At 71.5% G+C, this 24,679-nt stretch carries 23 protein-coding genes; 14 read left to right on the top strand and 9 right to left on the bottom strand.

Going from position 1 to position 24,679, the window contains the following annotated elements; translation table 11 throughout:
* Window positions 1-65 precede the first annotated feature (65 nt).
* The 6 genes from AB0H37_RS12830 to AB0H37_RS12805 form a co-directional block, all read right to left on the bottom strand.
* Window positions 66-1,067: a LysR family transcriptional regulator gene (locus AB0H37_RS12830; protein WP_179832831.1), complete on the bottom strand. Its 1,002-nt coding sequence runs from the start codon at window positions 1,065-1,067 to the stop codon at window positions 66-68.
* 109 nt (window positions 1,068-1,176) lie between these two features.
* Entirely contained in the window at window positions 1,177-1,869 is a 693-nt protein-coding gene (locus tag AB0H37_RS12825) for a Crp/Fnr family transcriptional regulator (RefSeq protein WP_329094693.1), read from the bottom strand.
* 326 nt (window positions 1,870-2,195) lie between these two features.
* The gene (locus AB0H37_RS12820) at window positions 2,196-2,966 is read right to left on the bottom strand and encodes a succinate dehydrogenase/fumarate reductase iron-sulfur subunit (RefSeq protein ID WP_179832829.1); all 771 of its coding nucleotides are present in this window, start codon (window positions 2,964-2,966) and stop codon (window positions 2,196-2,198) included.
* Window positions 2,963-4,966: a fumarate reductase/succinate dehydrogenase flavoprotein subunit gene (locus AB0H37_RS12815; RefSeq protein WP_329094695.1), complete on the bottom strand. Its 2,004-nt coding sequence runs from the start codon at window positions 4,964-4,966 to the stop codon at window positions 2,963-2,965. Before AB0H37_RS12815 ends, AB0H37_RS12820 begins: the two co-directional genes overlap by 4 nt.
* A gap of 12 nt (window positions 4,967-4,978) precedes the next feature.
* Complete coding sequence (locus AB0H37_RS12810) at window positions 4,979-5,809, bottom strand: hypothetical protein (RefSeq protein ID WP_179832827.1); 831 nt, start codon at window positions 5,807-5,809, stop codon at window positions 4,979-4,981.
* Between the two features lie 297 nt (window positions 5,810-6,106).
* Window positions 6,107-6,757 (bottom strand): helix-turn-helix domain-containing protein, encoded by a 651-nt coding sequence (locus AB0H37_RS12805; RefSeq protein ID WP_360612527.1) that lies wholly within the window; start codon window positions 6,755-6,757, stop codon window positions 6,107-6,109.
* A gap of 129 nt (window positions 6,758-6,886) precedes the next feature.
* On the opposite strand from AB0H37_RS12805, the gene AB0H37_RS12800 reads away from it, so the two are divergent.
* The 3 genes from AB0H37_RS12800 to AB0H37_RS12790 are packed head-to-tail and all read left to right on the top strand — an operon-like array spanning window position 6,887 to window position 9,179.
* Window positions 6,887-7,462 (top strand): hypothetical protein, encoded by a 576-nt coding sequence (locus tag AB0H37_RS12800; RefSeq protein ID WP_329094701.1) that lies wholly within the window; start codon window positions 6,887-6,889, stop codon window positions 7,460-7,462.
* Window positions 7,459-8,025, top strand: a complete 567-nt coding sequence (locus AB0H37_RS12795; RefSeq protein ID WP_329094703.1) for an OmpA family protein — start codon at window positions 7,459-7,461, stop codon at window positions 8,023-8,025. The genes AB0H37_RS12800 and AB0H37_RS12795 overlap by 4 nt, the downstream gene beginning before the upstream one ends.
* A gap of 5 nt (window positions 8,026-8,030) precedes the next feature.
* Window positions 8,031-9,179 carry an OmpA family protein gene (locus tag AB0H37_RS12790; RefSeq protein WP_360612523.1) on the top strand — a complete coding sequence of 383 codons (1,149 nt, stop codon included), beginning with the start codon at window positions 8,031-8,033 and terminating at the stop codon, window positions 9,177-9,179.
* A gap of 1 nt (window position 9,180) precedes the next feature.
* Here AB0H37_RS12790 and AB0H37_RS12785 read toward each other — a convergent pair whose 3' ends face one another.
* The gene (locus AB0H37_RS12785; protein WP_179832822.1) at window positions 9,181-10,035 is read right to left on the bottom strand and encodes a serine/threonine-protein kinase; all 855 of its coding nucleotides are present in this window, start codon (window positions 10,033-10,035) and stop codon (window positions 9,181-9,183) included.
* 184 nt (window positions 10,036-10,219) lie between these two features.
* On the opposite strand from AB0H37_RS12785, the gene AB0H37_RS12780 reads away from it, so the two are divergent.
* Window positions 10,220-11,992 (top strand): LCP family protein, encoded by a 1,773-nt coding sequence (locus AB0H37_RS12780; RefSeq protein ID WP_360612521.1) that lies wholly within the window; start codon window positions 10,220-10,222, stop codon window positions 11,990-11,992.
* Between the two features lie 49 nt (window positions 11,993-12,041).
* On the opposite strand, the gene AB0H37_RS12775 is transcribed toward AB0H37_RS12780, so the two are convergent.
* Entirely contained in the window at window positions 12,042-12,464 is a 423-nt protein-coding gene (locus AB0H37_RS12775) for a hypothetical protein (RefSeq protein WP_360612519.1), read from the bottom strand.
* A gap of 301 nt (window positions 12,465-12,765) precedes the next feature.
* Here AB0H37_RS12775 and AB0H37_RS12770 point away from each other — a divergent pair, with 301 nt between their 5' ends.
* From AB0H37_RS12770 to AB0H37_RS12760, 3 genes are all read left to right on the top strand, one after another.
* The gene (locus AB0H37_RS12770; RefSeq protein WP_360612517.1) at window positions 12,766-13,230 is read left to right on the top strand and encodes an ATP-binding protein; all 465 of its coding nucleotides are present in this window, start codon (window positions 12,766-12,768) and stop codon (window positions 13,228-13,230) included.
* A gap of 237 nt (window positions 13,231-13,467) precedes the next feature.
* Complete coding sequence (locus AB0H37_RS12765; RefSeq protein WP_360612515.1) at window positions 13,468-13,902, top strand: hypothetical protein; 435 nt, start codon at window positions 13,468-13,470, stop codon at window positions 13,900-13,902.
* A gap of 235 nt (window positions 13,903-14,137) precedes the next feature.
* Window positions 14,138-14,635: a hypothetical protein gene (locus AB0H37_RS12760; protein ID WP_360612513.1), complete on the top strand. Its 498-nt coding sequence runs from the start codon at window positions 14,138-14,140 to the stop codon at window positions 14,633-14,635.
* A 439-nt stretch (window positions 14,636-15,074) separates the two neighbouring features.
* On the opposite strand, the gene AB0H37_RS12755 is transcribed toward AB0H37_RS12760, so the two are convergent.
* Window positions 15,075-16,556 carry a helix-turn-helix domain-containing protein gene (locus AB0H37_RS12755; protein WP_179832817.1) on the bottom strand — a complete coding sequence of 494 codons (1,482 nt, stop codon included), beginning with the start codon at window positions 16,554-16,556 and terminating at the stop codon, window positions 15,075-15,077.
* A 119-nt stretch (window positions 16,557-16,675) separates the two neighbouring features.
* On the opposite strand from AB0H37_RS12755, the gene AB0H37_RS12750 reads away from it, so the two are divergent.
* The 7 genes from AB0H37_RS12750 to AB0H37_RS12720 are packed head-to-tail and all read left to right on the top strand — an operon-like array spanning window position 16,676 to window position 24,574.
* Complete coding sequence (locus AB0H37_RS12750) at window positions 16,676-17,737, top strand: DUF917 domain-containing protein (protein WP_229810260.1); 1,062 nt, start codon at window positions 16,676-16,678, stop codon at window positions 17,735-17,737.
* Window positions 17,730-19,304: a hydantoinase/oxoprolinase family protein gene (locus tag AB0H37_RS12745; protein ID WP_329094718.1), complete on the top strand. Its 1,575-nt coding sequence runs from the start codon at window positions 17,730-17,732 to the stop codon at window positions 19,302-19,304. Before AB0H37_RS12750 ends, AB0H37_RS12745 begins: the two co-directional genes overlap by 8 nt.
* 49 nt (window positions 19,305-19,353) lie before the next feature.
* A complete protein-coding gene (locus AB0H37_RS12740) occupies window positions 19,354-20,940 on the top strand; it encodes an ABC transporter substrate-binding protein (RefSeq protein ID WP_329094719.1) in 1,587 nt (528 codons plus the stop codon).
* A gap of 1 nt (window position 20,941) precedes the next feature.
* Window positions 20,942-21,958: an ABC transporter permease gene (locus tag AB0H37_RS12735; RefSeq protein ID WP_179832814.1), complete on the top strand. Its 1,017-nt coding sequence runs from the start codon at window positions 20,942-20,944 to the stop codon at window positions 21,956-21,958.
* Complete coding sequence (locus AB0H37_RS12730) at window positions 21,955-22,845, top strand: ABC transporter permease (protein ID WP_360612510.1); 891 nt, start codon at window positions 21,955-21,957, stop codon at window positions 22,843-22,845. Before AB0H37_RS12735 ends, AB0H37_RS12730 begins: the two co-directional genes overlap by 4 nt.
* A complete protein-coding gene (locus tag AB0H37_RS12725) occupies window positions 22,842-23,606 on the top strand; it encodes an ABC transporter ATP-binding protein (RefSeq protein WP_179832812.1) in 765 nt (254 codons plus the stop codon). Before AB0H37_RS12730 ends, AB0H37_RS12725 begins: the two co-directional genes overlap by 4 nt.
* Before the next feature lie 2 nt (window positions 23,607-23,608).
* Entirely contained in the window at window positions 23,609-24,574 is a 966-nt protein-coding gene (locus tag AB0H37_RS12720; protein WP_360612508.1) for an ABC transporter ATP-binding protein, read from the top strand.
* Window positions 24,575-24,679 lie beyond the last annotated feature (105 nt).

Genomic DNA, 24,679 nt, shown 5'->3' with positions numbered 1-24,679 from the left:
CTTGTGCAACCCGCCCGGCCCCGGTGCGACAGGCGGCCCCTCCGGCAGGGCCGACAGGCGTCCGGTCAGGCGGTCACCAGGGTCTCGACGCCGGCGGGGAGGCTGCCGGCCAGGGCGGCCTCGACGAGGAACGTCTGGAGCGTCTCCTGGAATGCTCGGGCCGCGTGGGTGAGCTCGACGTCCTTGCGGTGGGCGAGCGCGATGGTGCGGAGCAGGCCGGGGCCGTGGCGGCCGCGGCGGGTCTCCTCGTCCGCCAGGACGAGCGGGGTTCCACGCAGGCCGGGGCGTCCGGCCAGCACCATGCTGGGGACCACCGCGATGCCGAGCCCGACCTCCACGAAGCGCAGGACGGCGTCCATCTCGCCGCCCTCGACCGCGAACCTCGGCTCGAACCCGGCGGCCCTGCACGCGCTGATGGTCGCCTCGCGCAGGTCGTATCCGGCACGGAACATCACCAGCGGGCGGTTCTGCAGGTCCTCGATGCGCAGGTAGGAGCGGCGCGGCAGCTGGGCGGCCCTCGGGGAGCGCTCCGGGGCGTCCGGCCCGGGTCCCGCCGGGGAGGCCACCACCAGGTACTCGCGCAGGATCGGTGTCGTGTCCAGTGGCGGGTCGCCGTGCAGGGGGAGGATGACCAGGGCCATGTCCAGCGAGCCGCGCGTCAGCTCCCGGACGAGGTCGCGGGAGCCGCCTTCCTCGACGATGAGCTGGATCCCCGGATAGGTGTCGTGGAAGCGGCGAAGGACGTCCGCCAGCAGGCCCGCGCACAGGGACGGAGTCGCGCCGAGCCGTACCCGCCCGCGCTTGAGGCCGACCAGCTCCTGGACCTCCAGGCGGGCCGTGTCGACGTCGGCCAGTATGCGCTTTGCCAGAGGGAGCAGCGCCTCACCGGCGGGAGTGAGGGTGATGTTGCCCCGCGCGCGGCTGAACAGCGACACGTTCAGCTCGTTCTCCAGCGCGCGGATCTGCTTGGACAGCGAAGGCTGCGCGACGCGCAGCAGCTCGGCGGCCTGCGTGAAATGGCGTACCTCGGCGACCGCGACGAAGTAGGCGAGCTGCTGCAGCTGCATCCTGCACAGCGTACGGGTCACCGTCCCTCACGCCCTCCACGGGGGCGGTGTCCCTCCGGGACCCCCGGCCACTCCGCCGGCCCACCCTTCTCCGGCGCTCGGTCGCGGGTCAGCGCGCGTGGCGGCGTAGGGCCTGGAGGTCGTGGACGATGAGGCGGCGGCGGCCCGTCTCTATCCAGCCGTGCCGGCGCAGCGTGCGCAGTGCCTTGCTGACCGCCTCGCGGGACGCGCCCACCCAGCCCGCCAGCTCTTCCTGCGACAGGTTCAGCGTGATCTGGACGCTGTCGCCGCCCGCCGCGCCCGTCCGGCGGTCGTAGGGCACGCCGAACCGCTCCGCCAGCTCGACGAGGCGCTGCGCGACCCGCCCCGTCGCGTCGAACATGCCGAACTCGACGCGCTTGCGGTCGGCGTCGCGCCAGCGCTGGCACAGCATCCGCATGATGAGGACGGAGACGCGGCCGTGCACCTGTAAGAACGCCATGAACTCGTCGGCCGTGACCGCGAGCGCCCCCACCGGTTCGAGCGCGATGACCGTCGCCGAGCGGGGCAGCCCGTCGATCGCGGCGACCTCGCCGAGCAGCGCCCCCGGACCGCGCACCGCCAGGATGGTCTCGCCGCCGAACTCGCGGTAGGAGCACGCCTTGACCCGGCCCCGCAACAGGACCGCCACCCAGCCGGGGTCCTCCCCCTCGGCGAAGAGGGTCTCCCCTCGGTCGAAGTCGCGGACGCGGCCGCGGGCCGCCAGCTCCTCGCGTTCCACGGGGGTGAGATCGCCGAGGAACGAACCTTCGAGGGCGCTCATGCCCACAACGCTAAAGGGCCTGGAGCGTTCCCGCCTCCCGGGAAAGAATCACGGTTCAATCACGCGTTGTGTGCACTTATCCCTACTCGAACATTCGAGGGTGCGCCAGTGTTGGACGCGGCGTGCACGGCCGGAGGTCGTCCCGGCGTCCACGGCGTTCACGGGGAACGGCGGAACGGCGGGCGGCGGGCCGGGGGCACGCCGCCCGCCGGGCCACGGAGCGTCGCCTGCCAGAACGGCGCCCTGTGACGGGAAGCGGCGGAAACGCGAACGCCCCCCGTCGCGCGGGGCGACGGGGGGCGTTCGCGAAAAGCCGTGCGGGCGGGTCAGGCGGACGGGGTGTCCTCGCCCTTGCGCACGATGCCGAGCTTGCTGCCGAGCCACACCAGCGGGTCGTACTTGCGGCCGACGACCCGCTCCTTCATCGGGATCAGCGCGTTGTCGGTGATCTTGATGTGCTCCGGGCAGACCTCGGTGCAGCACTTGGTGATGTTGCAGAAGCCGAGACCGTGGTCGTCCTGGGCGATGTTGCGCCGGTCGGCCTGGTCCGCCGGGTGCATCTCCAGCTCCGCGATCCGCATCAGGTAGCGCGGGCCCGCGTACTCGGGCTTGTTCTCCTCGTGGTCACGGATGACGTGGCACACGTTCTGGCACAGGAAGCACTCGATGCACTTGCGGAACTCCTGCGAGCGCTCGACGTCCACCTGCTGCATGCGCAGCTCGCCCGGCTTGGCGTCGCCCGGGTCGAACGAGGGGACCTCCCGCGCCTTCTGGTAGTTGTACGACACGTCCGTGACCAGGTCGCGGATGACCGGGAACGTGCGGACCGGGGTGACGGTGATCGTCTCCTCCGGGTCGAAGGTCGACATCCGGGTCATGCACAGCAGCCGCGGCATGCCGTTGATCTCCGCGGAGCACGAGCCGCACTTGCCGGCCTTGCAGTTCCACCGGACGGCGAGGTCGGGTGCCTGCGTGGCCTGCAGCCGGTGGATGATGTCGAGGACGACCTCGCCCTCGTTCACCTCGACGGTGTAGTCGGTGAGCTCGCCCGTGCCGTCGTCGCCGCGCCAGACCTTGAACTTCGCCTCGTAGCTCATCGGCCGTCCTCCTCGTTCTCCGCGGCGTCGGCGGCGGCCGCGTCCGGCTCCGGCGCGTCCTTCGCATCGCCGGCGGACGCCTGCTCGGCGGGGGCCGTCGGCAGCTCCTCGGCGGTCAGGTACTTCTTCAGCTCGTCGTTGTCGAACAGTTCGAGCAGGTCCGTCCGCATCGGTGTGAGCGGCTGGCGCCTCAGCTCGACGTGCGGGGACGACGGGTCGCCGGCCAGCGAGCAGACCAGGTTGATCTTCCGCCACTCCGCCGACATGCCCGGGTAGTCGTCGCGGGTGTGGCCGCCGCGGCTCTCCTGGCGCTCCAGCGCCGCCTTCGCGACCGCCTCGGACACCAGCAGCATGTTGCGCAGGTCCAGCGCGAGGTGCCAGCCCGGGTGGTAGCCGCGCCCGTCGCCGACCGCGACGGGATCGACGCTGACGTTCGCGACCCGCTCGCGGAGCTTGCCGAGCGACGCGATCGCCTGCTGCAGCTCCTCTTCCTTGCGGATGATGCCGACCAGCTCGTTCATCGTCTGCTGAAGCTCGGCGTGGACGGCGTAGGGGTTCTCGCCGCCCTCCCGCTCGAACGGGGCCATCGCCTCGGCCTTCGCCGCCTCGATCTCGGCGTCGGGGACGGCGGGACGCGCGGGGAGGGCGTCCACGTACTCCGACGCTCCCAGCCCGGCGCGGCGGCCGAACACCAGGAGGTCCGACAGCGAGTTGCCGCCGAGCCGGTTCGAGCCGTGCATGCCGCCGGAGACCTCACCCGCCGCGAACAGGCCGGGCACCTTGGCGGCGCCGGTGTCGGGCTCGACCTCCACCCCGCCCATCACGTAGTGGCAGGTGGGGCCGACCTCCATCGGCTCCTTGGTGATGTCGACGTCCGCCAGCTCTTTGAACTGGTGGTACATCGACGGCAGCCGCTTGACGATCTCGGCGGCGCCGCCCGGCATCCGGTCGACGACGGTGAGGAAGACCCCGCCGTGCGGCGATCCCCGTCCCGCCTTGACCTCGGAGTTGATCGCGCGTGCCACCTCGTCGCGCGGCAGCAGTTCAGGGGGGCGCTTGTTGTTGTCGGGGTCGTCGTACCAGCGGTCGCCCTCCTCCTCGGTGGTGGCGTACTGGTTCTTGAAGACCTCGGGGATGTAGTCGAACATGAACCGCTTGCCCTCGGAGTTGCGCAGGACGCCGCGGTCGCCGCGCACCGACTCCGTCACGAGGATGCCCTTGACGGACGGCGGCCAGACCATCCCCGTGGGGTGGAACTGGACGAACTCCATGTTCAGCAGCGATCCGCCCGAGAGCAGGGCCAGCGCGTGCCCGTCCCCGGTGTACTCCCAGGAGTTGGACGTGACCTTGAACGCCTTGCCGATGCCACCGGTCGCCAGCACCACCGCGGGCGCCTCGAACACGACGAACCTGCCGGTCTCCCGGACGTAGCCGAACGCGCCGCAGATCCTGCCGTCGGGGTCCTTCAGCAGCCGCGTGACCGTCGTCTCGGACCAGACCTTCAGCTTGGCCTCGTAGTCGCCGTGCTCGGCGTGGTCCTCCTGCTGGAGGGCGACGATCTTCTGCTGGGCGGTGCGGATCAGCTCCAGGCCCGTCCGGTCGCCGACGTGCGCCAGCCGCGGGTACTCGTGCCCGCCGAAGTTCCGCTGGCTGATCTTGCCGTCCTTGGTGCGGTCGAACAGCGCGCCCCACAGCTCCAGCTCCCAGATGCGCTCCGGGGCCTCCTTGGCGTGCAGCTCCGCCATCCGCCAGCTGTTCATGAACTTGCCGCCGCGCATGGTGTCGCGGAAGTGGACCATCCAGTTGTCGTTGGCGTTGACGTTGCCCATCGCCGCGGCGGCCCCGCCCTCGGCCATCACCGTGTGGGCCTTGCCGAACAGCGACTTGGAGATGATCGCGGTCTTCTTGCCCTGGAGGCGCGCCTCGATCGCCGCGCGCAGCCCGGCGCCGCCCGCGCCGATCACCACGACGTCGTAGAGGTGCCTCTCGATCTCAGTCATGATTCCTTGGCCTCAGTTGAAGATGCGCAGGTCGGAGATGGTGTTGCTGGCGACCAGCGCGACGTACAGGTCGGCCACCACCAGCGAGCCCAGGGTGATCAGGGCGTACATCCCGTGGCGCTGGTTGATCTTGGACACCCAGCCCCACATCCGGTAGCGGAAGGGGTGCTTGGAGAAGTTCTTCAGCCGGCCGCCGACCACATGCCGGCACGAGTGGCACGACAGCGTGTACAGCCAGAGCAGGACCACGTTCGCGACCAGGATGATCGTGCCGAGCCCGATGCCGAACCCGCCGTCCTTGCCGTGGAAGGCGCGGACCGCGTCCCAGGTGTTGATGAGGGAGATGGCGAAGGCGGCGAGCCAGAAGTACCGGTGCAGGTTCTGGCCGATCAGGGGGAAGCGGCGCTCACCGGTGTACTTGCCGTGCGGCTCGCGGACGGCGCACGCGGACGGCGACGCCCAGAACGAGCGGTAGTAGGCCTTGCGGTAGTAGTAGCACGTCAGCCGGAAGAGCAGCAGGAACGGCAGCGAGATCGCCGCGAAGGGGATCCAGCCGCGGGTGGCCGCCGGCAGGAAGGTCCCGAACTCCGCCGCGTCGCCCGTGTGCCCGTCCACCGTGACGTTGTTGCAGATCTCGTTCAGGCACGGGGAGTAGAACGGCGTCAGGTAGTGGAACTCCGGGACGTAGAAGGCCGCGCCCCAGAAGGCCCGGACGGTCGCGTACACCACCCATGCCGTGAAGATCACGAAGGTCGTGACCGGATACAGGCGCCAGTTGTCCTTGCGGAGGGTGCGTTCCTTGATCTGGGCGCGCGACTTGGCCGGCGCCTCCACAGTGGTCATCGATCGCTCTCCTGAGCTCGGGTCGTCGTGTCCCCGTACCACGGTCCGCGCGCACCATGCGGCCGTCGCGCCGCGGCCGGCGACAGGGCGTCCCCGGCCGGGCCGCGCGCGGCGGCCGGAGACCGTGCCGCATGCGGGCGGTGACGCCTTGTGTGCGCTTCCAGCGAAGCGACCCTACGCCACCCGCCAGGAGCTGTGACATACATAACAGGCAGACCCGCATGTGACCCTGACCACAGACTTTAGCCCGCTCAGCGCCCTTTCACGGCTCCCGGGAGCCATAACCAGTCGTTATGATCAAAGTGAATCGAGACGAGACCGCTCCGGCATGACCGTCCGGTCGTCCGGCGTCTGCTTCAGCACCGTCCGGGCGAAATGCGCCTCGGCCTCGCTCGTGCGGCCGGTGCCGTACACCCGCAGCACCTCGGCGAGGTCGGGGAAGCGGTCGGCGACGAGCCCGGCGGCCGCCTCGATCTCGGCGGCGGACGCCACCTCGCGCAGCAGGGCCTGGACGAGCCGGGCCGGCTCGGCCGCCCCGCGTCCGGCCGCGCGTTCCGCCGCGCCTTTGGGACCCGCCGGCACGGGCCCGGTCGGAACACGTCCCGAGACCGCCCCGCGCATCCCCGACGTGGTGGCCGCGGACTCCCCCTTGATCTCCTCCAGGCGCGCCTGGAGCCCGGCGGCGGTCAGCGCGTCGAAGCCGGGCCCGGCGACGAGGTCCTCGACCGCCATCAGGCGGTGCAGGACGGCCGGGTTGCTGATCTTGGCGCGCTGGCCCGACATGAGCTGGGAGAGCATCGGCGCCGACAGCCCGAGCACGCCGGCGAGCCCCGACTGCGACATCCCGAGGCGGCCGAGCAGCGGCCGGACGCGGTCGCCGAGCGGCTCCCCGTACCACTCGGCCTGCAGCGCGCGGTTCCGGGCGATCGTGTCCTCGGCGACGCTCACCCGCCGACCCCCTTGACGATTCACAGATGCAAACGATAGATTCGCGACCGCACATGGAACTACGGCGCATGACGCCATGGTGCCACGAACAACAGCATTTGCATATGTGACAGATCGAAAGGAACGACGATGGGTCTGGCACATCGCCTGGCCGCCGCCACCGCGACGGCCCTGCTCCTCACCGGCGGCCTGGCCGGCTGCTCGCTGCCCGGGACGGGCTCGTCCTCGAACTCCCCCTCGTCCCCGTCCGGCGGTAAGAAGGCCGAGGGTTCGGTGGGCAAGGCGAGCTTCGACAACGCCTCCAAGCCACTGGTGAAGGGCACCTTCGACAGCCCCCTGGCGCAGGGCGCCAAGATCGACATCGCCGTCATGGGCCTCAAGACGAGGGGAAGGCTGGCCACCCTCACCATGCAGCTCACCCCGCACGTCCCCCCCGGCGGGCCGACGCGCATCAACGCCTACGGCCTCAACGGCGAGCACGGCCTCGGCACCTCGCTGATCGACCCGGTCAACCTCAAGCGGTACGTCGTGGTGAAGGACACCGGCGGCAAGGAACTGGAGACCGACGACATCTTCACCCACATGACGAACGACCAGGTCACTCCGTTCTACTTCACCTTCGCCGCCCCGCCCGAGAACGTGAAGACCGTCGACGTGCAGATCGGCACGTGGCCCACGTTCCGCGACATCCCGGTCGAACGGTGAGCCGCCTGCGCCGGCCGGCCGTCCTCGCGGGGGTCCTGGCCCTCGTGCTCGCCGTCCCGGCCGTGGCGGGAGCCGACCCCGGAGTGCCGGACCAGAACCTGGCGGAGAGCGTTCATTCCATCGAGACCGGCGCCTCCGTGTACGGAATCGACCTGCAGCAGGCGGTCATCCCGCTGGAGGAGGAAGAGGGCGACGGGGGGCAGGTCACCGTCCGCATCTCGGCGGACGTCCTGTTCGACTTCGGCAAGGCGACGCTCACCGGCGCCGCCCGCCGCCGCATCGCCGAGCTGGCTCCCCGCCTGCGCGGCGCCCGGGGCGCCGTCCAGGTGTCGGGGCACTCCGACTCCATCGGCGACCCCGCCTACAACCTCGCGCTCTCCGAGCAGCGGGCCGAAGCGGTCAAGGCCGAGCTGGCGAACGCCCTGACCGGGACGAGCCCGCAGATCGAGGCCAGGGGCTACGGCGAGACCAAGCCCGTCGTCCCCAACGAGCAGGGCGGCAAGGACGACCCCGCGGGTCGCGCCAAGAACCGCCGCGTCGAGATCACCTACGAGAAGGGCTGACCATCGTGCGGCGAGCGTCGCGAGCCTTCGCCGTCGTCCTGGCCGCGGGTCTGTCCCTGGCCGCGTGCGGCGGCGAGGGGCGGCCGGAGCGAGCCGGGGGCGGGCATGACCGGACCGGCGGCGCGCCGGAGTCGCCCGCGGCGACCGTGCCCACGGCGGAGCCGTCGAGCTGCCCCGGCGGCGGCCGGCTGATCAAGGCGGTCGAGATCCCGGCCGTGCACAGCGAGCCGGTGCGGATCCCGGAGGCCGTGATCGGCGGCCAGAAGGTCCCGGCCGTGACGATCCCGGGCGTGGACCTCCCCGCCCAGCGGGTCCCGGCGCAGTGCGTCGAGCACAGGCCCGCCCCGGGCGGCTGCCTCGGGGCGATCGCCATTCCCGGGACCTCCATCCCCGGCGTGACGATTCCCGCCGTGCGGATTCCCGGAGTCAGGGCCCCCGGCATCGACGCTCCGCCGGTCGAGCAGGCCGCCGTGTCGAGCAGGGCGGTCAGCCAGCAGGCGGTCACCGGCGCAGAGGTCTGCCAGGGCAAGCCGTCGAAGGAGGGCGAGTACGTCAGCTCGGTGTACCGGGCGTCGCTCTACCGCGCCAGCCTGTACCGCGCCTCGGCCTACCGCAGCAGCCTCTACCGCCCGCGTACCTGCAACGACAACAACGAATGCCTGCCGCAGGTCTCCGTGCCCGGCGTCTCCGTTCCGGGCGTCAGCGTCCCGGGCGTCAGCGTCCCCGGGGCCACCCTCAAGTCGTATGTGGCCGGGCCCGGGCAGGTCATCAAGGGCGATGACAGCATCGCCTACAACATCGAGGCGGACGTCCTCTTCGACTTCGGCGCGGCCGAGATCAAGCCCGCCGCGGCGGGCGAGCTGAAGAAGATCGTCGAGTCGCTGGACAGGGAGGTCCCGGCCGGCGCGGCCGTCCAGGTCGACGGCCACACCGACGGCAAGGGCGACACGGCGTCCAACCAGGCCCTCTCCCTGCGCCGCGCGCAGGCCATCGTCGACTGGCTGGCCACCGAGGGCGGCATCGCCCGGTCCCGCCTCAGGGCCACCGGCTACGGCGAGACGAAACCGGCTTATCCCAACACCGAGCCGGACGGTTCCGACGACCCCGAAGGGCGAGCCAAGAACCGCCGCGTGGTCATCTCGGCCGCCCGGTGACTCAGGCGGGCGCGGGCGGCGGGCCCAGGTGGTCGAAGATCTGCAGGGGCTCGCCGTCCAGCGTGCGGACGGGGAAGCGCAGTTCCAGCCGGCACGCGGCCAGCGCCCCGCGCGCCGCGTCGGCGTGGGCGGGACGTCGCCCCGGGTCGGCCGCGCACAGGTGGGCGACCACCGCCCACAGAAGGGGTGGCACACCGGGGGGCGGCGCGCCGATCCGCTGGCGCGGCTCGGGGTCCCCGGCGCCGGTCAGCATCCGCCAGGCGACCATGCCGGCGGCGTACAGGTCCTGCCGGGGGCCGGGCCGGTCCCAGTCGAGCACCTCGGGCGCGAGGTATCCCGGCGTCCCGACGGCGAAGCCGGTGGTGGTGAAGCGCTGGTCGGCCTCCCCCAGCGCGATCCCGAAGTCGGCCAGCCGTACGTGCGGCGCCCCGACCGGACTCGGTTCCAGCAGCAGGTTCGCGGGCTTGACGTCCCGGTGGACCACCCCGGCACCGTGGATGTGGCTCAGCGCGGCCAGCAACTGGTCCAGGACCTCGGCCGCGTACCCGGGCGGGAGCCTGCCGTAGTCCCCGAGGAGCGTCTCCAGCGAGCCCCCGCGCACGAGGTCCATGGCGAGGAGCACATCGTCGTACGCCGTGCACGAGGCGTAGGGCGTCAGCACATGGGGGTGCGCCATGCGCAGCGCCCGTTCCCGGACGACCCGCAGCATCGACGTGGGTCCCGGCTGCCGGACGAGCTTGGCCGCGCAGTACCGTCCCTCCGCGTGGTCGTAGGCGCGCCACACACGGCTGGTTCCTCCCGCCCCGATCCGGTCGAGCATGGTGAACCGCCCGCCGATCACCCACCCCGAGTTCACGGCACCGATCGTACGGAAGACCGCCCGCCCCCGGTTGCCAGATTTCCGCACACATGTCAACAGAACGGGTGTTCTGCGCATCTAACACCAGGAGGTACGGACGCCCCTGGACGGCGGCCTCCCTAGACTGACCGATCACGCAGACCACGTGCCCTCCCCAGGGCCCGCCCCCGAGACGGGACCGATGAGCGACAAAGACCCGCGCCGCGACGACCTCGCGGGGGACGAGGCCGCCCGCCGACCGCCGGCGGCCCCGGAGACGGCCGGCGACACCGCCCCAGGTTCCCCGGACGCCGGAGAGGCGTCGACCACCGGTGAGCCCGAACCGGGTGACGGCGAAACGGCCACCGCGCCCAGCGGCACGGCGGCCGAGGAGAGCGGCGACGAGACCGACGGCCCCGCGGACGCCGAGGCGGCAGCCGGCCCGCACGCGTCCGGACAGGACGACGACGGCAACGCCGACGCCGAAGCACCGGAAGAGACGGTGACCGGGGACAAGACGGTGACCGGCGACGAAGAGTCGGCCGCGGCCGGCGAGGCGGCGGACGATGACGGGCCGGACGACGCCGCGCCCTCCGGGACCGCCGCCAGAGCCCGGCGGCGTGGCGGACGGCGGAAGGGGCTGCGCCGGGTCGCGGTCGTCGCGGTCGCGCTGCTGCTGGCCGCGGGGGGCGGCGCGGCGTGGCTCTATCACGACCTCGTCGGCGGGATCGAGCAGAAGCACGTCAGCGACAAGCTCGGCACGAACCGGCCGAAGAAGCTGAACAAGTCGCTCAACATCCTCCTCATCGGGTCCGACACGCGGGAGGGCGAGAACTCGGAGTACGCGGTGCCCGGGATGGCCGGGGCGCGGTCGGACACCACGATCCTGCTGCATCTCTCGCCGAACCGGGACCAGGCGGTCGGGATCAGCTTTCCGCGCGACTCCATGGTGAGGATGCCGGCGTGCAAGAAGGAGAAGGGCGGCACCGTCCCGGCACAGTTCGGGATGCTGAACGCGGCGTTCGCCTATGCGGGGCCGACGTGCACGTGGAAGACGCTGGAGTCGCTCACCGGCATCCACATCGACCATTTCGTGCAGGTGGACTTCGCCGGGTTCAAGCGGATGGTGGACGCCCTGGGCGGCGTCGAGATCTGCGTCGACAAGCCCGTGAGGGACCCGAGGGCCGAGCTCTACCTGAAGGCCGGGAAGCAGACCGTGAAGGGGGACGATGCGCTCGGCTACGTGCGCGCGCGCTACTCGCTCGGTGACGGCTCGGACCTGGAGCGCATCGAACGCCAGCAGAAGTTCATGGCGGCGGTCGTCGACAAGGCCACCAGCGGGTCCGTCCTCACCGATCCCCCGAAGACGTACAAGTTCCTCAAGGCCGCGACCAAGTCGATGACGACCGACGACGACCTGGATCTGGCGGGGATGCGGAAGCTGGCGGACGGGCTGAAGGGGATGAGCGCCGGCCAGGTGCGGTTCGTCACCGTCCCCGTGGAGGGGTACGCGCCGGACCCGAACCGCGTCCAGTGGAACGGGGAGCTCGCGAAGCCGCTGTTCGAGGCGATCCGGCATGACGACGAGCTGCCCGCCGAGCCGGTCAAGCCCGCCCCGGCGCGACCGGCGCCGCCCCCGCCCGGCAAGGTACACGTCACCGTGGTCGACGCGGGCGCCCGGGACGCGCAGGTGAAACGGGTCGTGAAGCAGCTCCGGCAGCGTGGGTTCACGGTGGCGAAGAAGGTCGAGAAGACCGCCGCGGCGCCGGAGACCCGCCTCGTCTACGCACCGGCCGCGGAGGCGCAGGCGTCGGCGCTCGCACGGGACGTCCCGGACGCGCAGCTCACCTCCGACACCGCCGGTCCGCGGGACGGCGTCCGGCTCGTCATCGGAGCGAACGGGGTGCGCCTCGCGCCGCCCGCCATCAACAAGATCGGCGGAGGCGTCAAGGCCGGCCGGAAGCTCTGCGGCTGACCCTCGGCCGGCGGCGGCCGGTCAGGGCCGCGTTCGGTCAGGGCGCCGGTCAGCGTCGGTCATAGCGGCGGTCATAACGGCGGTCGTAACGGTCGTCATAGTCGTCATCGCCGTTGATCAGAAGCCAGATGAAATAGCACAGCAGCAGTCCGGCGAGCACGCTGCCGATATCGATCGCGCCGCCACCGGTGAAGGACTCATGGGTCGCGGGGGCCGTGCAGACACGGCCTTTGCACTTGGCGTCCTCGTGCTTCTCGCGCCATTCGTCGGGCGGCGAGGTCACCCGGACGTACGGCTTGTCCTTGATCAGTACGGCCGTCTGCCGTACACCGTCCTCCACCGCGGTGGCGCCGGGCTCGAAGTACTTGCCGGCATGGATCTGGGGCCGGTTCTCGTAGATCGCGTTGACGGCCTTCGCCTGCAGCCAGGAACGGTTGGCCACGCAGATGATCAGCACGATGCCCATCATCACGAGAAGAATGATGCGGGCTATCAGCCCGAAGCAACCCAGCCCGGGACTCCGACGGTAGAACACACTGAGAATCCGTCCGGAAACCGGCCGAAGGCGCAACCGGTTCCGATCGGCGCACCGACCACGCCGGACGAAGACGAGACCGCCGCAGGTCCGCTCTGCTCACCACGGCCCGGCCGGACGTGTCGGACAGGTCCGGCGGCGGGCGCCTTGCCCGGCACGACCGTGCGAGGACGGTCAACCCCGCGAGATCTCCGAGATCTCGCAGTCCATCCAAATCAGATTCCGAAGGAGGGGCCTCATGTATGAGGACTCCGACCAGGGCTTCACGCGCGTGGGCTCCTGGCACATCAGGTTCGGCCCCGAGCCCGCGGCATCCCGCAGGCTGGTGAGGAATCTTCTCTCCGGCCAGCCGCACAAGGCGGCCCTGGCGCAGCTCGGCGTGACCGAACTCGTCACCAACGCCTACCGGCACGGGCTGGGCCTGACCGACGAAGAGATCCAGACCATGGACACGTTCTCCGAGGACGTGGTCCTGAGGCTGGCCGGCATCAGGCGCGGGAGGTCGTACTACCTCCGCATCGAGGTCTACGACCCCAACCCGACACCGCCGGACTGGGCTCGCAGCCTCGATGACGGTTCCGCCCTCAACGGCCGAGGACTGGCGCTGATCCGCAAGGAGCTGTCCCGGTACGGGGCCATCTCCACCAAGGACGGGAAGTGCGTGGTGGCCGAGTACGAACTCGACCACCCCGCCGCCTCCTGACCGCCCGGCCGAGCCGCTTCCGAGGCGACGCGGCGTCCGGGCAACGGCGAACCGACCGGCCTTCACCCTCACAGGTGGAGGCCGGTACTCGTCTGCGCCCCTCACGCCCAGGAGGCGCCCTGTGGGGGTGGACACGGCGGAATCGTCACCTTGCCTAGTCCCACCGCACCCGGACGGTCCCTACTGCGGGTCCTCGGAACCCGCAGTCATACAAATCACACCTCGGAAAGGCATCTCATGTACGAGATCTACGACGACGAGAGCTTCCCTGCATTCCGGACGCTCTTGTTCGCGGCGGAACAGGTTCTTCCCGAGCGCGCGGCCCGCATGACGCGCCACGCGCTGGAAGAGCTGGAGCTCCCGTACGCCGCTGCGCAGAACGCGGAGCGGTTCGCGTACGAGCTCATGCTCAACGCCTACCAGCACACGACCGGGGTCGACCTCGCCAGTGTGGGTGACGCTCCGCTGCCGCGCCACGTCCGCCTGGAGGTCGGCACCATCTACCTGGCCGACCGGCCGCAGATCCGTGTCGCCGTCTTCGACCAGGGCGACCCGTTCCACTTCGGGGGGGTGTACGCCGGCCGCGGACTCTCGTTCGTCCGGACCTTCGCCCCCCGCTACGGCTGCTTGGCCGCCTCACCGCGCGGAAAGGTGGTGTGGGCCGAGGTCTGATCACAGGCTTGCCGGCCGCAATCCACGCCGACGCCCGCCGCGGCTCCTGACGGGAGCCGCGGCAGAGACCCGGACCGGCCTCCGCCCCGACAGGGTGGAGGCCGGCTCTTCTTTCTCCGGCCGGCGGCCGGGTGCGCGCGTGACCGAAGGGTTGCCACACCTGGTCGCGTCCGGACGGTAGAACCCGCGAGTGACCGTCACGGCTCTCGCTACGCAACCAAGAAGGAGCAATTCCATGAACGGACTGACCGGGTTCGGCGCCTCTCTTTCGCAGCGGAGGCCCGCATTCGAGAGCGACCAGCAGGTGCCTTACGTCATCGCGAAGCAGTCGTCCGAACTCAAGGACTTCACGGACGCGATGGTCAGGCAGGCGGTGCTGGGCATCTTCGCCGACAAGCATGAGACGGTGCAGGGCGACGTGCTGCGGGTCACGATGGAACTGATCCGCAACGCCCAGCCGCTCTGGCGGCCGCAGGCAGGGGTGGCCCAGCCCGAGGGGCCGGCAGCCACTCTGACGCTGGGCTGGACCACCGACGAAGACGATTGGGTGAAGTACCCCCTCGTCATGGTGAGCGACGGGAACCCCGACATGCCCGAGGTGCAGGACCTGACCCGGACCTGGCTCGGGCTGGTGATCGAACTGACTCACCGGTGCGGCGCCGTGCGCATCGACCCGCGCCGTCCCCATGCCGGCAAGCGCTTCTGGGCCCTCGTGAGCCCCGACGCGCGCTGATCGCTACCTGAACGACGTCCGGTATCCACCGATCCGGGCGATGCAGTGGCCGGCCTCCATCCCCGACGGGGTGGAGGCCGGTTCTCTTTGCCCGTCCACCGCAGATCTCGGCCCGATTCGAAGATACGGGTTGCCGACTCGGCCGGGCTCTGTACAGTCCACTATGCGGGTCCTCACGACCCGTCATTTTGTTCACATTGATTGCAAATAAGAACGGGGTTACTGATATGGCCAAGGAAGAGGTTGTCGAAGGCAAGGTCGGCGAGAACCAGGACAGCGACATCGTCAAGAAGGACGGTGTCATCCAGGCCGAAGAGAAGAAGAACTGATCCACGCGGCCTCCGGGCCGCGATGATTGATTGATTGAATAACAGACCGCTCTCGTCCCGGATTTCCGGGACGAGAGCGGTTCTTTCTTTTCCGGGGAACGGACGCCGGGTCAGTCGCGGAGGCGGACGCGGCAGGCCAGGTGCAGGGCGAACGCGGTGTCGGGGTCGGACAGGTCGGCGCCGAGCCTTTCGACGATCTTCCTGATCCGGTAGTTGACCGCGTTGGGGTGCAGCGCCAGCCGGGACGCGGCGGCCTTCAGCGAGCCGCGCGCATCGAGGTAGGCGCACAGCGTCGCGATGGCCTCGGCCGACCGTCCCGGGCCGAGCGCGTCGAGCGGGCGCAGCAGATCGTCGATCACCCGGCGGCTGAGCGCCGAGGCGGCGATCTGGGAGAGCACCCGGTTGATGCCCGCGGCGTCGAAGGTGTGGACGAGTTCGCGGGAGCGGACGGCGATCGCCGCCGCGGCGCGGGCCTCCGTGGCCGACTGGCGCAGCCCCTCGATCCCGCGCTGCGGTGTGCCGATCCCGAAGCGCAGCACCGTGCCGGGATGCTCCTCGGCCACGGCGGCGCGCACGGCGTCGATCATCTGCAGGGCGCGCGCTTGGCGGATCTCGGCCCGGGCGGTGCCGACCAGCACGATGTCGGCGGCGAGCCGGGCGAGGTTCCACGACTCGCCGGACGGCTGCGGGGCCTGGTGGGTGCGCAGGGTGAGGGTGTCGAACAGCCGCCGCCGTTCCGCGAGCTCGGCGGGGTCCGGGCCGGGCGGCCGGTCCGGGGTCATCCAGATGACGGTGTGCAGGTCGTCCACGGCCAGGCCGAGCAGCCGGGCCCGGTCGGCCAGCGCGCCCGCCTGGGCGCGTTCGCTGACGATCAGCTCGGTGAGGATGTCGGACCGGGTCTGGCCGGGCGCGGTCGCCCGCTCCAGCGCGTACTGCCGCAGGCGGCCGATCGCGGCGGCCACGGCGGGCAGCACCAGCCGTACGGCGTCGTCGGGCGGACCCGTCACGCCGCCCCGGCGGCGGCCCGCCACCCAGATCGGCTCGGCGCCGGCCGGCCCCGCCGCCTCGTCGGTCGTCGTCAGGGTACGGCCGAGCACGGCCCCGACCCGCTCCAGCAGCGCGACGACGCGGTCGCCGCCCTCGGCGGGGCCGGGGGCCTCGCCGACGTCGCGGACGATCTGCAGCGCCGCCTGCGCGCGGGCGAGCGAGTCGGCGGCGTCGCCCCGGATGACCTGGCCGAGGTAGAGCACGACCTCGGCGACGTCGCAGTCCTCCTCGGCCGTGAGGACGGCCAGGCGGGCCCGGTCGGCCAGCCGGGCCGCGGTGATCGGCAGCGGTCCGCAGCCGATGAGGACCAGCGCGGGCACGCCGCGTTCGGCGGCGGTGCGGACGGCGATGTCCAGCTCGTATCCGGCGGCTCTCGCGGCCGACCGTCCCGTCACGACGACCAGGGCGCCCTCCGGGGCGCGTTGCAGCCGCGCCAGCGCCTCGACCGCGGTGACGGAGGTGAGCGGCTCGGCGTCGGCCGGGCCGGCGAGCAGGGTGAGGGGGATCCGGGAACCGGTCCCGACCAGGTCCGCGACGAAGGACACGCCCACATTGTGCCACCGACACAAACACTCGCGAAACCTTGTGCCCTCCACCCTTCCGCCAGGTCAGACGGTGGGACCATTCTTCCAGCATGCAGATGACACCTTCGAGGACCGGTCGCGTGACTCTCGACGACGTTCCGGCGCTCGCCCGCGGCTGCGCGATCCTGGGCACCGGGGGCGGCGGGGACGTCGAGACGGGCACGCTGACCGCGGTCCGGGCGATCGACGAGTTCGGCGAGGTGCCGCTCATCCCGCTGTCGGAGGTGCCCGACGACAGCCTCGTCCTCCCGCTGTCGGGGATCGGAGCACCCACCGTCGCCCACGAGATGCTGATGAGCGGCGAGGAGCCGCTGCTGATCCGGGACGAGGTCGAGCGGATCCTCGGCCGTCCGGTGGCGGCGGTCATGGCCTGCGAGATCGGCGGCTCGAACGGCGTCGGGCCGGTCGGCTGGGCGGCGCGGCTCGGCCTGCCGCTGGTCGACGCCGACGGGATGGGACGGGCGTTTCCCGAGGTCCAGATGGTCTCGATGTACGTGGCGGGACGGCCGGTGAACCTCGTCGTCCTGGCCGACGTGCAGGGCAACGTCACCACGGTCCGCCCGGTCGACGGGCTGTGGTCGGAGCGCATCTCCCGCGCGGTCTGCATCGCCAGCGGGGCGTCCGCGCTGATGGCCGACTACGTGCTGACCGGCGCGCAGGCGCGGGGCGCGGTCATCGAGGGGACGGTGAGCAAGGCCCTCGCGATCGGCCACGCCGTGCAGGAGGGCTCCGACCCGCTCGGCGCCCTGTGCGCGACGCTGGACGCCACCGTCCTGATCACCGGGAAGGTCATCGACGTCGAGCGCCGGACCGGCGGCGGTTTCGTCCGCGGCAGCCTGGTCGTCGACGGCACCGGCGACGACCGCGGCCGGCTGCTCCGGGTGGAGATCCAGAACGAGAACCTGATCGCGCTGGAGGACGGCCGGGCGCGCGCCTGCGTCCCCGACCTGATCACCGTGGTGGACGCGCAGACCGCCGGCGCCATCTCCACCGAGTCGCTGCGCTACGGACAGCGGGTGGCGGTGCTGTCCTGGCCGTGCGACCCGATCTGGCGGACCGAGCGGGGTCTCGCCACGGCCGGCCCGCGGGCCTTCGGCTACGACATCGACTACACGCCCGTGGAGGAGCTCTCTCATGGCTGACCGTACGCCCGGCGGCACCGTCACCCGCGACCTGCGCATCGGCGTCGACGTCGGCGGTACCAACACCGACGCGGTCGTCCTCAGCGCCAAGGGCGAGGTCCTGGCCAGGACGAAGCAGGCGACGAGCGCCGACGTCTCCTCGGGTCTGCACGCGGCGCTGACCGCGGTGCTGGACCAGCTCGGCGAGGACGTCCGGCGGGTGGGCCGGGTCATGCTCGGCACCACGCACGCCACCAACGCGATCCTGGAGCGGCGGGGGCTCGGCAAGGTGGCCGCGATCCGGCTCGGCGGGCCGGCCACCACCTCGGTGCCCCCGGCGCAGTCCTGGCCGGCGGACCTGTCGGCGGCGATCACCGCGCGCACCGCCGTGCTCCCCGGCGGCCACTACGTGGACGGCAGGCCGATCTCCAAGCTCGACCCCGGCGCGCTGCGCGCCGTGCTCGCCGACGTCGCCGGCGAGGCCGACGCGATCGCGCTGACGAGCGTGTTCAGCCCCGCCTTCGCCGACCAGGAGATCGAGGCGGCGGAGATCGCCCGGGACGAGCTCGGCGACGCGGTGCCCATCTCGATGAGCCATGAGATCGGCACGCTCGGGCTGCTGGAGCGCGAGAACGCCACGATCCTCAACGCGGCCCTCTACCGGGTCATCAGCGCCGTGTGGGACGGACTTCAGCACACGCTCGCCGAGCGGGGCCTGGACGTCACCACGTACTTCGCGCAGAACGACGGCACCCTCATGGCGATCGACTACGCCGTGCGGTACCCGGTGCTGACGATCGGCTCGGGCCCGGCCAACTCCATCCGGGGCGCGGCCTTCCTGTCCGGCCTCACCGACGCGATCATCGCGGACGTGGGCGGCACCTCCACCGACTTCGGCGTGCTGTACGCCGGCTTCCCCCGGGAGTCGTCCGCGGGCGTCGAGATCGGCGGGGTGCGGACCAACTTCCGGATGCCCGACATCCTCGCGCTCGCGCTCGGCGGCGGCACCGTCATCGGGCCGGACGGGAAAGTGGGGCCGCAGTCGGTCGGGTACCGGATCACCGAGAAGGCGCTGACCTTCGGCGGCGACACCCCCACCATGACCGACGCGGGCGCGCTGGCGGGCCGCGGGGCGCCGGCCGGCGCCCCGATCCCGGACCGGCTGCGCGGCGCGCTCGGCTCGGCGGTGGAGACGGCCGACCAGATGCTGGCCGACGCGGTCGACCGCATGACCCTCGGCAAGACCGACCAGCCGCTGATCGCGGTGGGCGGCGGGTCGTTCCTGATCCCCGACGCGCTGGCCGGCGTCGCCGAGGTGATCCGCCCCGCCCACGGGGACGTCGCCAACGCCGTCGGCGCGGCGATCGCCATGGTCAGCGGGACCATTGAGACCATTATCCCGGCAGGCGAGGGCCGCAGGGAGGCCATCGCCGAGGCGTCCGGTGTCGCCGGTCGCCGGGCCGTGCAGGCCGGAGCCGATCCGGCCGGAGTGGAGGTCGTGGAGATCACCGAAGTACCGATGAGTTACCTGCCCGAACCCGCGCTGCGGCTGCGGGTCAAGGCCGCCGGCCCGCTCGGCAACCTCTAGCCCGGCCCCCCACTCCCCCTGTCCGGTCCCCCTGCAAGGAGATCCCGTCATGTCCTGGCGCATAAGATCACTGGCGCTCGCGGCGGCAGTCGCCGTGACCGTCACCGGCTGCTCGGGCGGAGCCGTCCGCAAGGCGGCCTCGACGTCCAGCACGTTCGTCTACTCGTTCAACCTCAACGTCGTCACCGACTGGGACCCCGCGACCTCGTACTCCAACGAGATCATCGCGATGCAGAACGTCTACGAGTCGCTGACCCGGTACAACACCAAGTCCAAGAAGGTCGAGCCGCGGCTCGCGACCAAGTGGACCTCGTCCGACGCCGGCAAGAAGTGGACGTTCACCCTGCGGGACGGCGTGAAGTTCCACACCGGCACCGCGCTGACCTCCAGCGTCGCCAAGGCCGCGATCGAGCGGACGATGAAGATGAAGGGCGGCGCCGCCTACATCTGGGACCCGGTGAAGGCGATCGAGACGCCGGACCCGCACACGCTGGTGTTCGAGCTGAAGTACGCGGCTCCGCTCGACCTGGTCTCCTCCTCCGGCTACGCCTCCTACATCTACGACACGAAGGCGCCCGGCGGCGGAGACCTCAAGGACTACGTCGCGAAGGGCCACGACACCGGCACCGGCCCGTACACGGTCGCCTCCTGGAACAAGGGGCAGGAGGCCGAGGTCCGGCTGGGTCAGTTCAAGGACTACTGGGGCGGCTGGAAGGGCTCGCACTACACCGGCATCGAGTTCCGCAACACCCCGCAGGTCACCACCGCGTGGCAGCAGTTGCAGGCCGGTGACGTCACCTACGTGCACCGGCTCAACCCGCAGCTGTTCGCTCAGGCGAAGGGGATGAAGAGCCTCAAGACCGACTCGGTTCCGTCGTTCCAGAACCTCATGGCGTTCTTCAACACCGAGGCCGGTCCGCTGAAGGACGTCAAGCTCCGCAAGGCCGTCCAGGCCGCGATCGACTACAACGGGCTCGTGTCGACGCTGAAGGGCTCGGGAACCGCCGCCAGCGGCGTCGTCCCGACCGGGCTGACCGGGGCGACCCCGGGTCTGGCCGGGCGCCAGGACACCGCGGCGGCGACGCGGCTGCTGAACGAGGCCGGGTACGGGCCGGGCAAGAAGTCGCTGACGCTCGACCTCACCTACGCGCAGGGCGACGACGACCAGCAGAAGTTCGTGACGCTGCTCAGCTCCGCGCTCAAGGGCCTGAACGTGAAGGTCCAGGCCAAGCCGATGCAGTGGGACGCCCAGTGGGACCGTGCCAAGAGCAAGGACGCGTCCAAGCGCCAGGACGTCTTCGTCATGTACTGGTACCCGGACTACCCGGACGCCTACAGCTGGTTCCTGAACCTGTTCCGCTCGGCCGACCCGGTCAACTTCAACCTCACCTACCTCAACGACTCGGGCGTCGACGGTGAGATCGACAAGCTGCCGGAGCTGACCGCCACGAACCGGTCCGCCGCGGAGGCGTCGTACGCGTCGCTCCAGCGCAAGCTCCTGGTCGACCAGGCCGTCGCGGCGCCGCTGTTCGTCCAGCAGTACCAGCGCGCGTACTCGGCGGACGTCGACGGCTACACCGACGACCCGGCGTATCCCAACGTCGTGTTCGCGCACGACCTCAGCCCGGCTGCGTGATATGACCCGCTACCTGCTCCGACGCCTGGCACAGGCCGCGTTCGTCGTGGCCGGTGTCGTGGTGCTCACCTTCGTGGTGATGCGGCTGGTCCCCGGGGACCCGGCGGTGACCTACGCCGGGCCCCGGGCCTCCGCCGCCGAGCTCGCCCGGACCCGCGCGGAGCTCGGCCTGGACGACACGCTGCCCGTCCAGCTCTGGGACTACCTCACCTCGCTGGTCCAGGGCGACTGGGGGATCAGCCTGCACACCCGCCAGGACGTGCTCGGCGACATCTCCACCGCCTTCCCCGCCTCGCTGGAGCTGGTCGGCACCGGGGTGATCATCGCGGTGCTGGTGGGCATCCCCCTCGGGGTGCTCGCCGCCCGGTTCCGGGGCCGGCCGGCCGACGGATCCATCCGGATCACCTCGATGGCGGGCGTGTCGGTGCCGGTCTTCCTGCTGGCGCTCTTCGCGCAGAACGTGTTCGCCACCAAGCTGGGCTGGCTCCCCGTCGCCGGGGAGTACGACCCCAAGCTGGACGGCACCAGCCCGCTGCACCTGTACACCAACATCACGGCGGTGGACGCGCTGATCACCGGGAACTGGGCGGTCCTCGGCAGCACCCTGGCCCATCTGGTGCTGCCGGCGGCCGCGATCTCCGCCTATCCGACCGGCGTGGTCGCCCAGATGACCCGCGCCGCGCTCATCGAGGAGTCGACGCAGAACCACGCGCGGCTGGAACGGGCCCTCGGCTTCACCCGCTGGCAGGTGCTGACCCGGTTCTCGCTGCGGCCCGCGCTCAGCCCGGTGCTGGCGCTGCTGGCGCTCGTCTTCGCCTTCTCCCTGGTGAACGCCTTCCTGGTCGAGGCCATCTTCAACTGGCCGGGGCTCGGGCGGTACGCCGCCGACTCGATCCGCTCGTCCGACGCCCCCGCCATCGCGGGCGTCACCATCGCGATCGCGTTCACCTACGTCATCGTCAACCTGCTGGTGGACCTCGCGCAGGCCGCCATCGACCCGCGGGTGAGGATCAGATGACCGCTCTCGACACCCCCGTCGCGCCCCTCCGGGAACGGCCCGTGCACCGGGTGATGCGGGCGGCCCGCACCGACCGGCTGGCCGCCGTCGGCGCCGTGGTCCTCGCCCTGGTCGTGATCGCGGCCCTCGCGGCCCCGCTGCTGTCGCCCTATCCGGGCGACGGGACCGACGCGACCCACCCGGCCGAGGCGCTGCGGTCGCCCGGCGCCGAGCACTGGTTCGGCACGGACGGGGTGGGCCGCGACATGCTCACCCGGGTCCTCTACGGGGCGCGCACCTCACTGACGATCGCCGTCGCGGTGCTCACCCTGTCCGCCGTCATCGGCGTGCTGCTCGGCGTCGTCGCCGGCTACGCGGGCGGGATCGTCCGGGACGTGATCATGCGGATCACCGACGTGTTCCTGGCCTTCCCGGCGCTGCTGCTGTCGGTGGCGCTGGCGCTCGTGCTGCATCCGGGAACGCAGGGGGCGATCATCGCCATCACCGCCTCCTGGTGGCCCTGGTACGCCCGGATGAGCGCGGTCGCCGCGACGTCCATCAGATCGCGCGGCTTCATCGACGCGGCCCGCTGCCTCGGCGGGTCCCGGACGCGGATCGTGCTGCGGCACGTCCTGCCCAACTCGCTGACCCCGGTCCTGGTCCAGCTGTCCCTGGACGCGGGCGGGGTCATCCTCACGGCCGCGGCGCTGTCCTTCCTCGGCCTCGGGCCGCAGGAGCCCACCGCGGAATGGGGGCTGATGGTCCAGCAGGGGCAGAGCCTGTTCACCACGAACTGGTGGGTGGTCGCCTTCCCCGGCCTGGCCATCGTGATCACCGCGTTCTGCTTCAACGTGCTCGGCGAGGGCCTGCGGTCCGCCCTCGACCCCCGGCGGGAGGTCACCCGATGAAAGCGGTGCTCACTGCGGAGAACCTGCGGGTGCGGGCCGGCGACCTGCTGCTGGCCTCGCTCGACGAGCTGAGCGTCGGCCCCGGCGAGTGCGCCGCGATCGTCGGCGAGAGCGGCTCGGGCAAGACCACCGCCCTGAACGCGATGCTCGGGCTGACGGACGGGCTGCAGGTCAGCGGGAAGATCCTCGTCAACGGCACGGACGTCGTGACGGCGGACGACCGGACGCTGTCGAAGATGCGCGGCTCGGTCATAGCCCTGGTCAGCCAGAGCCCGCAGGCGTCCCTCAACCCAACGATGCGGCTCGGGGCCCTGCTCAAACGGGTGCTCGCCCGGCACGGCCTGCGCGGCGCCGAGGCCCGCGAGCGGACCGAGGAGGCGCTGCGCAGCGTCCTGCTCGACCCCGGGCTGCTGCGCCGCTACCCGCACCAGGTGTCCGGCGGCCAGGCGCAGCGCTTCGCCATCGCGATGGCCGTCGCCCTGCGCGCCGACGTCATCCTCGCCGACGAGCCCACCAGCGCGCTGGACGTCACCGTGCAGGCCGCCGTCCTGGACCTGCTGGCCCGGTTGCGCGACGAGCACGGCATCGCGCTGGTCTTCGTCTCGCACGACCTGGCCGTCGTGTCCGGCATCGCCGACCACGTCGTCGTCATGCGGCAGGGCAGTGTGGTCGAGGCGGGACCGGCCTCCGACGTCCTGCACAGCCCCTCCGCCGCCTACACCCGGGAACTGCTCGACGCGGTCCCCGCGATCGGGGAGTGACCATGCTCAGCGCGGACAACCTCACCGTCAGCTATGACCGGACCCCGGTGGTCCGCGGCGTCTCCCTCACGGTGCCGGAGAACTCCGGCGGGGTCGCCGTCATCGGGGAGAGCGGATCGGGCAAGACCACCATCGCACGGGCGCTGCTCGGCCTGGTCAAACCCGAGCAGGGCCGGGTGCTGTTCCGCGACCGCGACATCGCCCGGCTCGACCGGGCGGGGCGGGCGGCTTACCGGTCGCAGGTCCAGCCGGTGTTCCAGGACGGCAGCGAGGCCCTCGACCCCCGGATGCGCATCGGCGCCTCGATCTCCGAGGCGCTGCGGATCCGGAGGCGCCGCGCCGGCGGCGAGCCCGCGGGGAAGGACGGGGACCTCCCGTCGGTGACGGAGCTGCTCACCGACGTCGGCCTCGATCCTGCCCTCGCCGGGCGCCGCCCGCACCAGCTGTCCGGCGGGCAGCGGCAGCGCGTGGTCATCGCCCGGGCGCTGGCGGTCGACCCGCGGCTGCTCGTCCTGGACGAGCCGACCAGCGCCCTGGACGTCACCGTGCAGGCCCACGTGCTGGACCTGCTGGCGGGGCTGCGGGACGAGCACGGGCTGAGCTACCTGCTGATCACCCACAACCTGGCCATCGTCGACCGGCTCTGCGACACGGTGCACGTCCTGTTCGCCGGGCGGATCGTGGAGTCCGGCCCGATCGGCACCGTGCTCGGCGCCCCGGCCCACCCGTACACCGTCGCGCTGCGCGACGCCGTCCCCCGGCTCGGCGCGGCGCACCGGACCGCCGGCGCCTCGGACGCGCTGGCCGCCGCCGAGGGCTGCCCGTTCCGGCACCGCTGCCCGATCGCGGTCGACCGGTGCGCCACCGAGGATCCGCGGCTGCTGCCGCTCGCCGACGAGCACAGCGTCGCCTGCCACCAGGCCGTCCCGGCCAAGACCGACGACACCCGGTCCGGCGCCGGGCTCTGAGAAAAGGGGACGGCGGGAGGATGCATCCTCCCGCCGTCATCTGGATACGTGGCGCTGGCCGGCGTCACGCTGTTGTCGATTCCACCGTTCGGGTGCGCGGGTTGG

The organism is Actinomadura sp. NPDC023710 (assembly GCF_040639875.1).
GTDB lineage: Bacteria > Actinomycetota > Actinomycetes > Streptosporangiales > Streptosporangiaceae > Spirillospora > Spirillospora citrea.
This window is presented reverse-complemented; position numbering and strand designations above follow the sequence as displayed.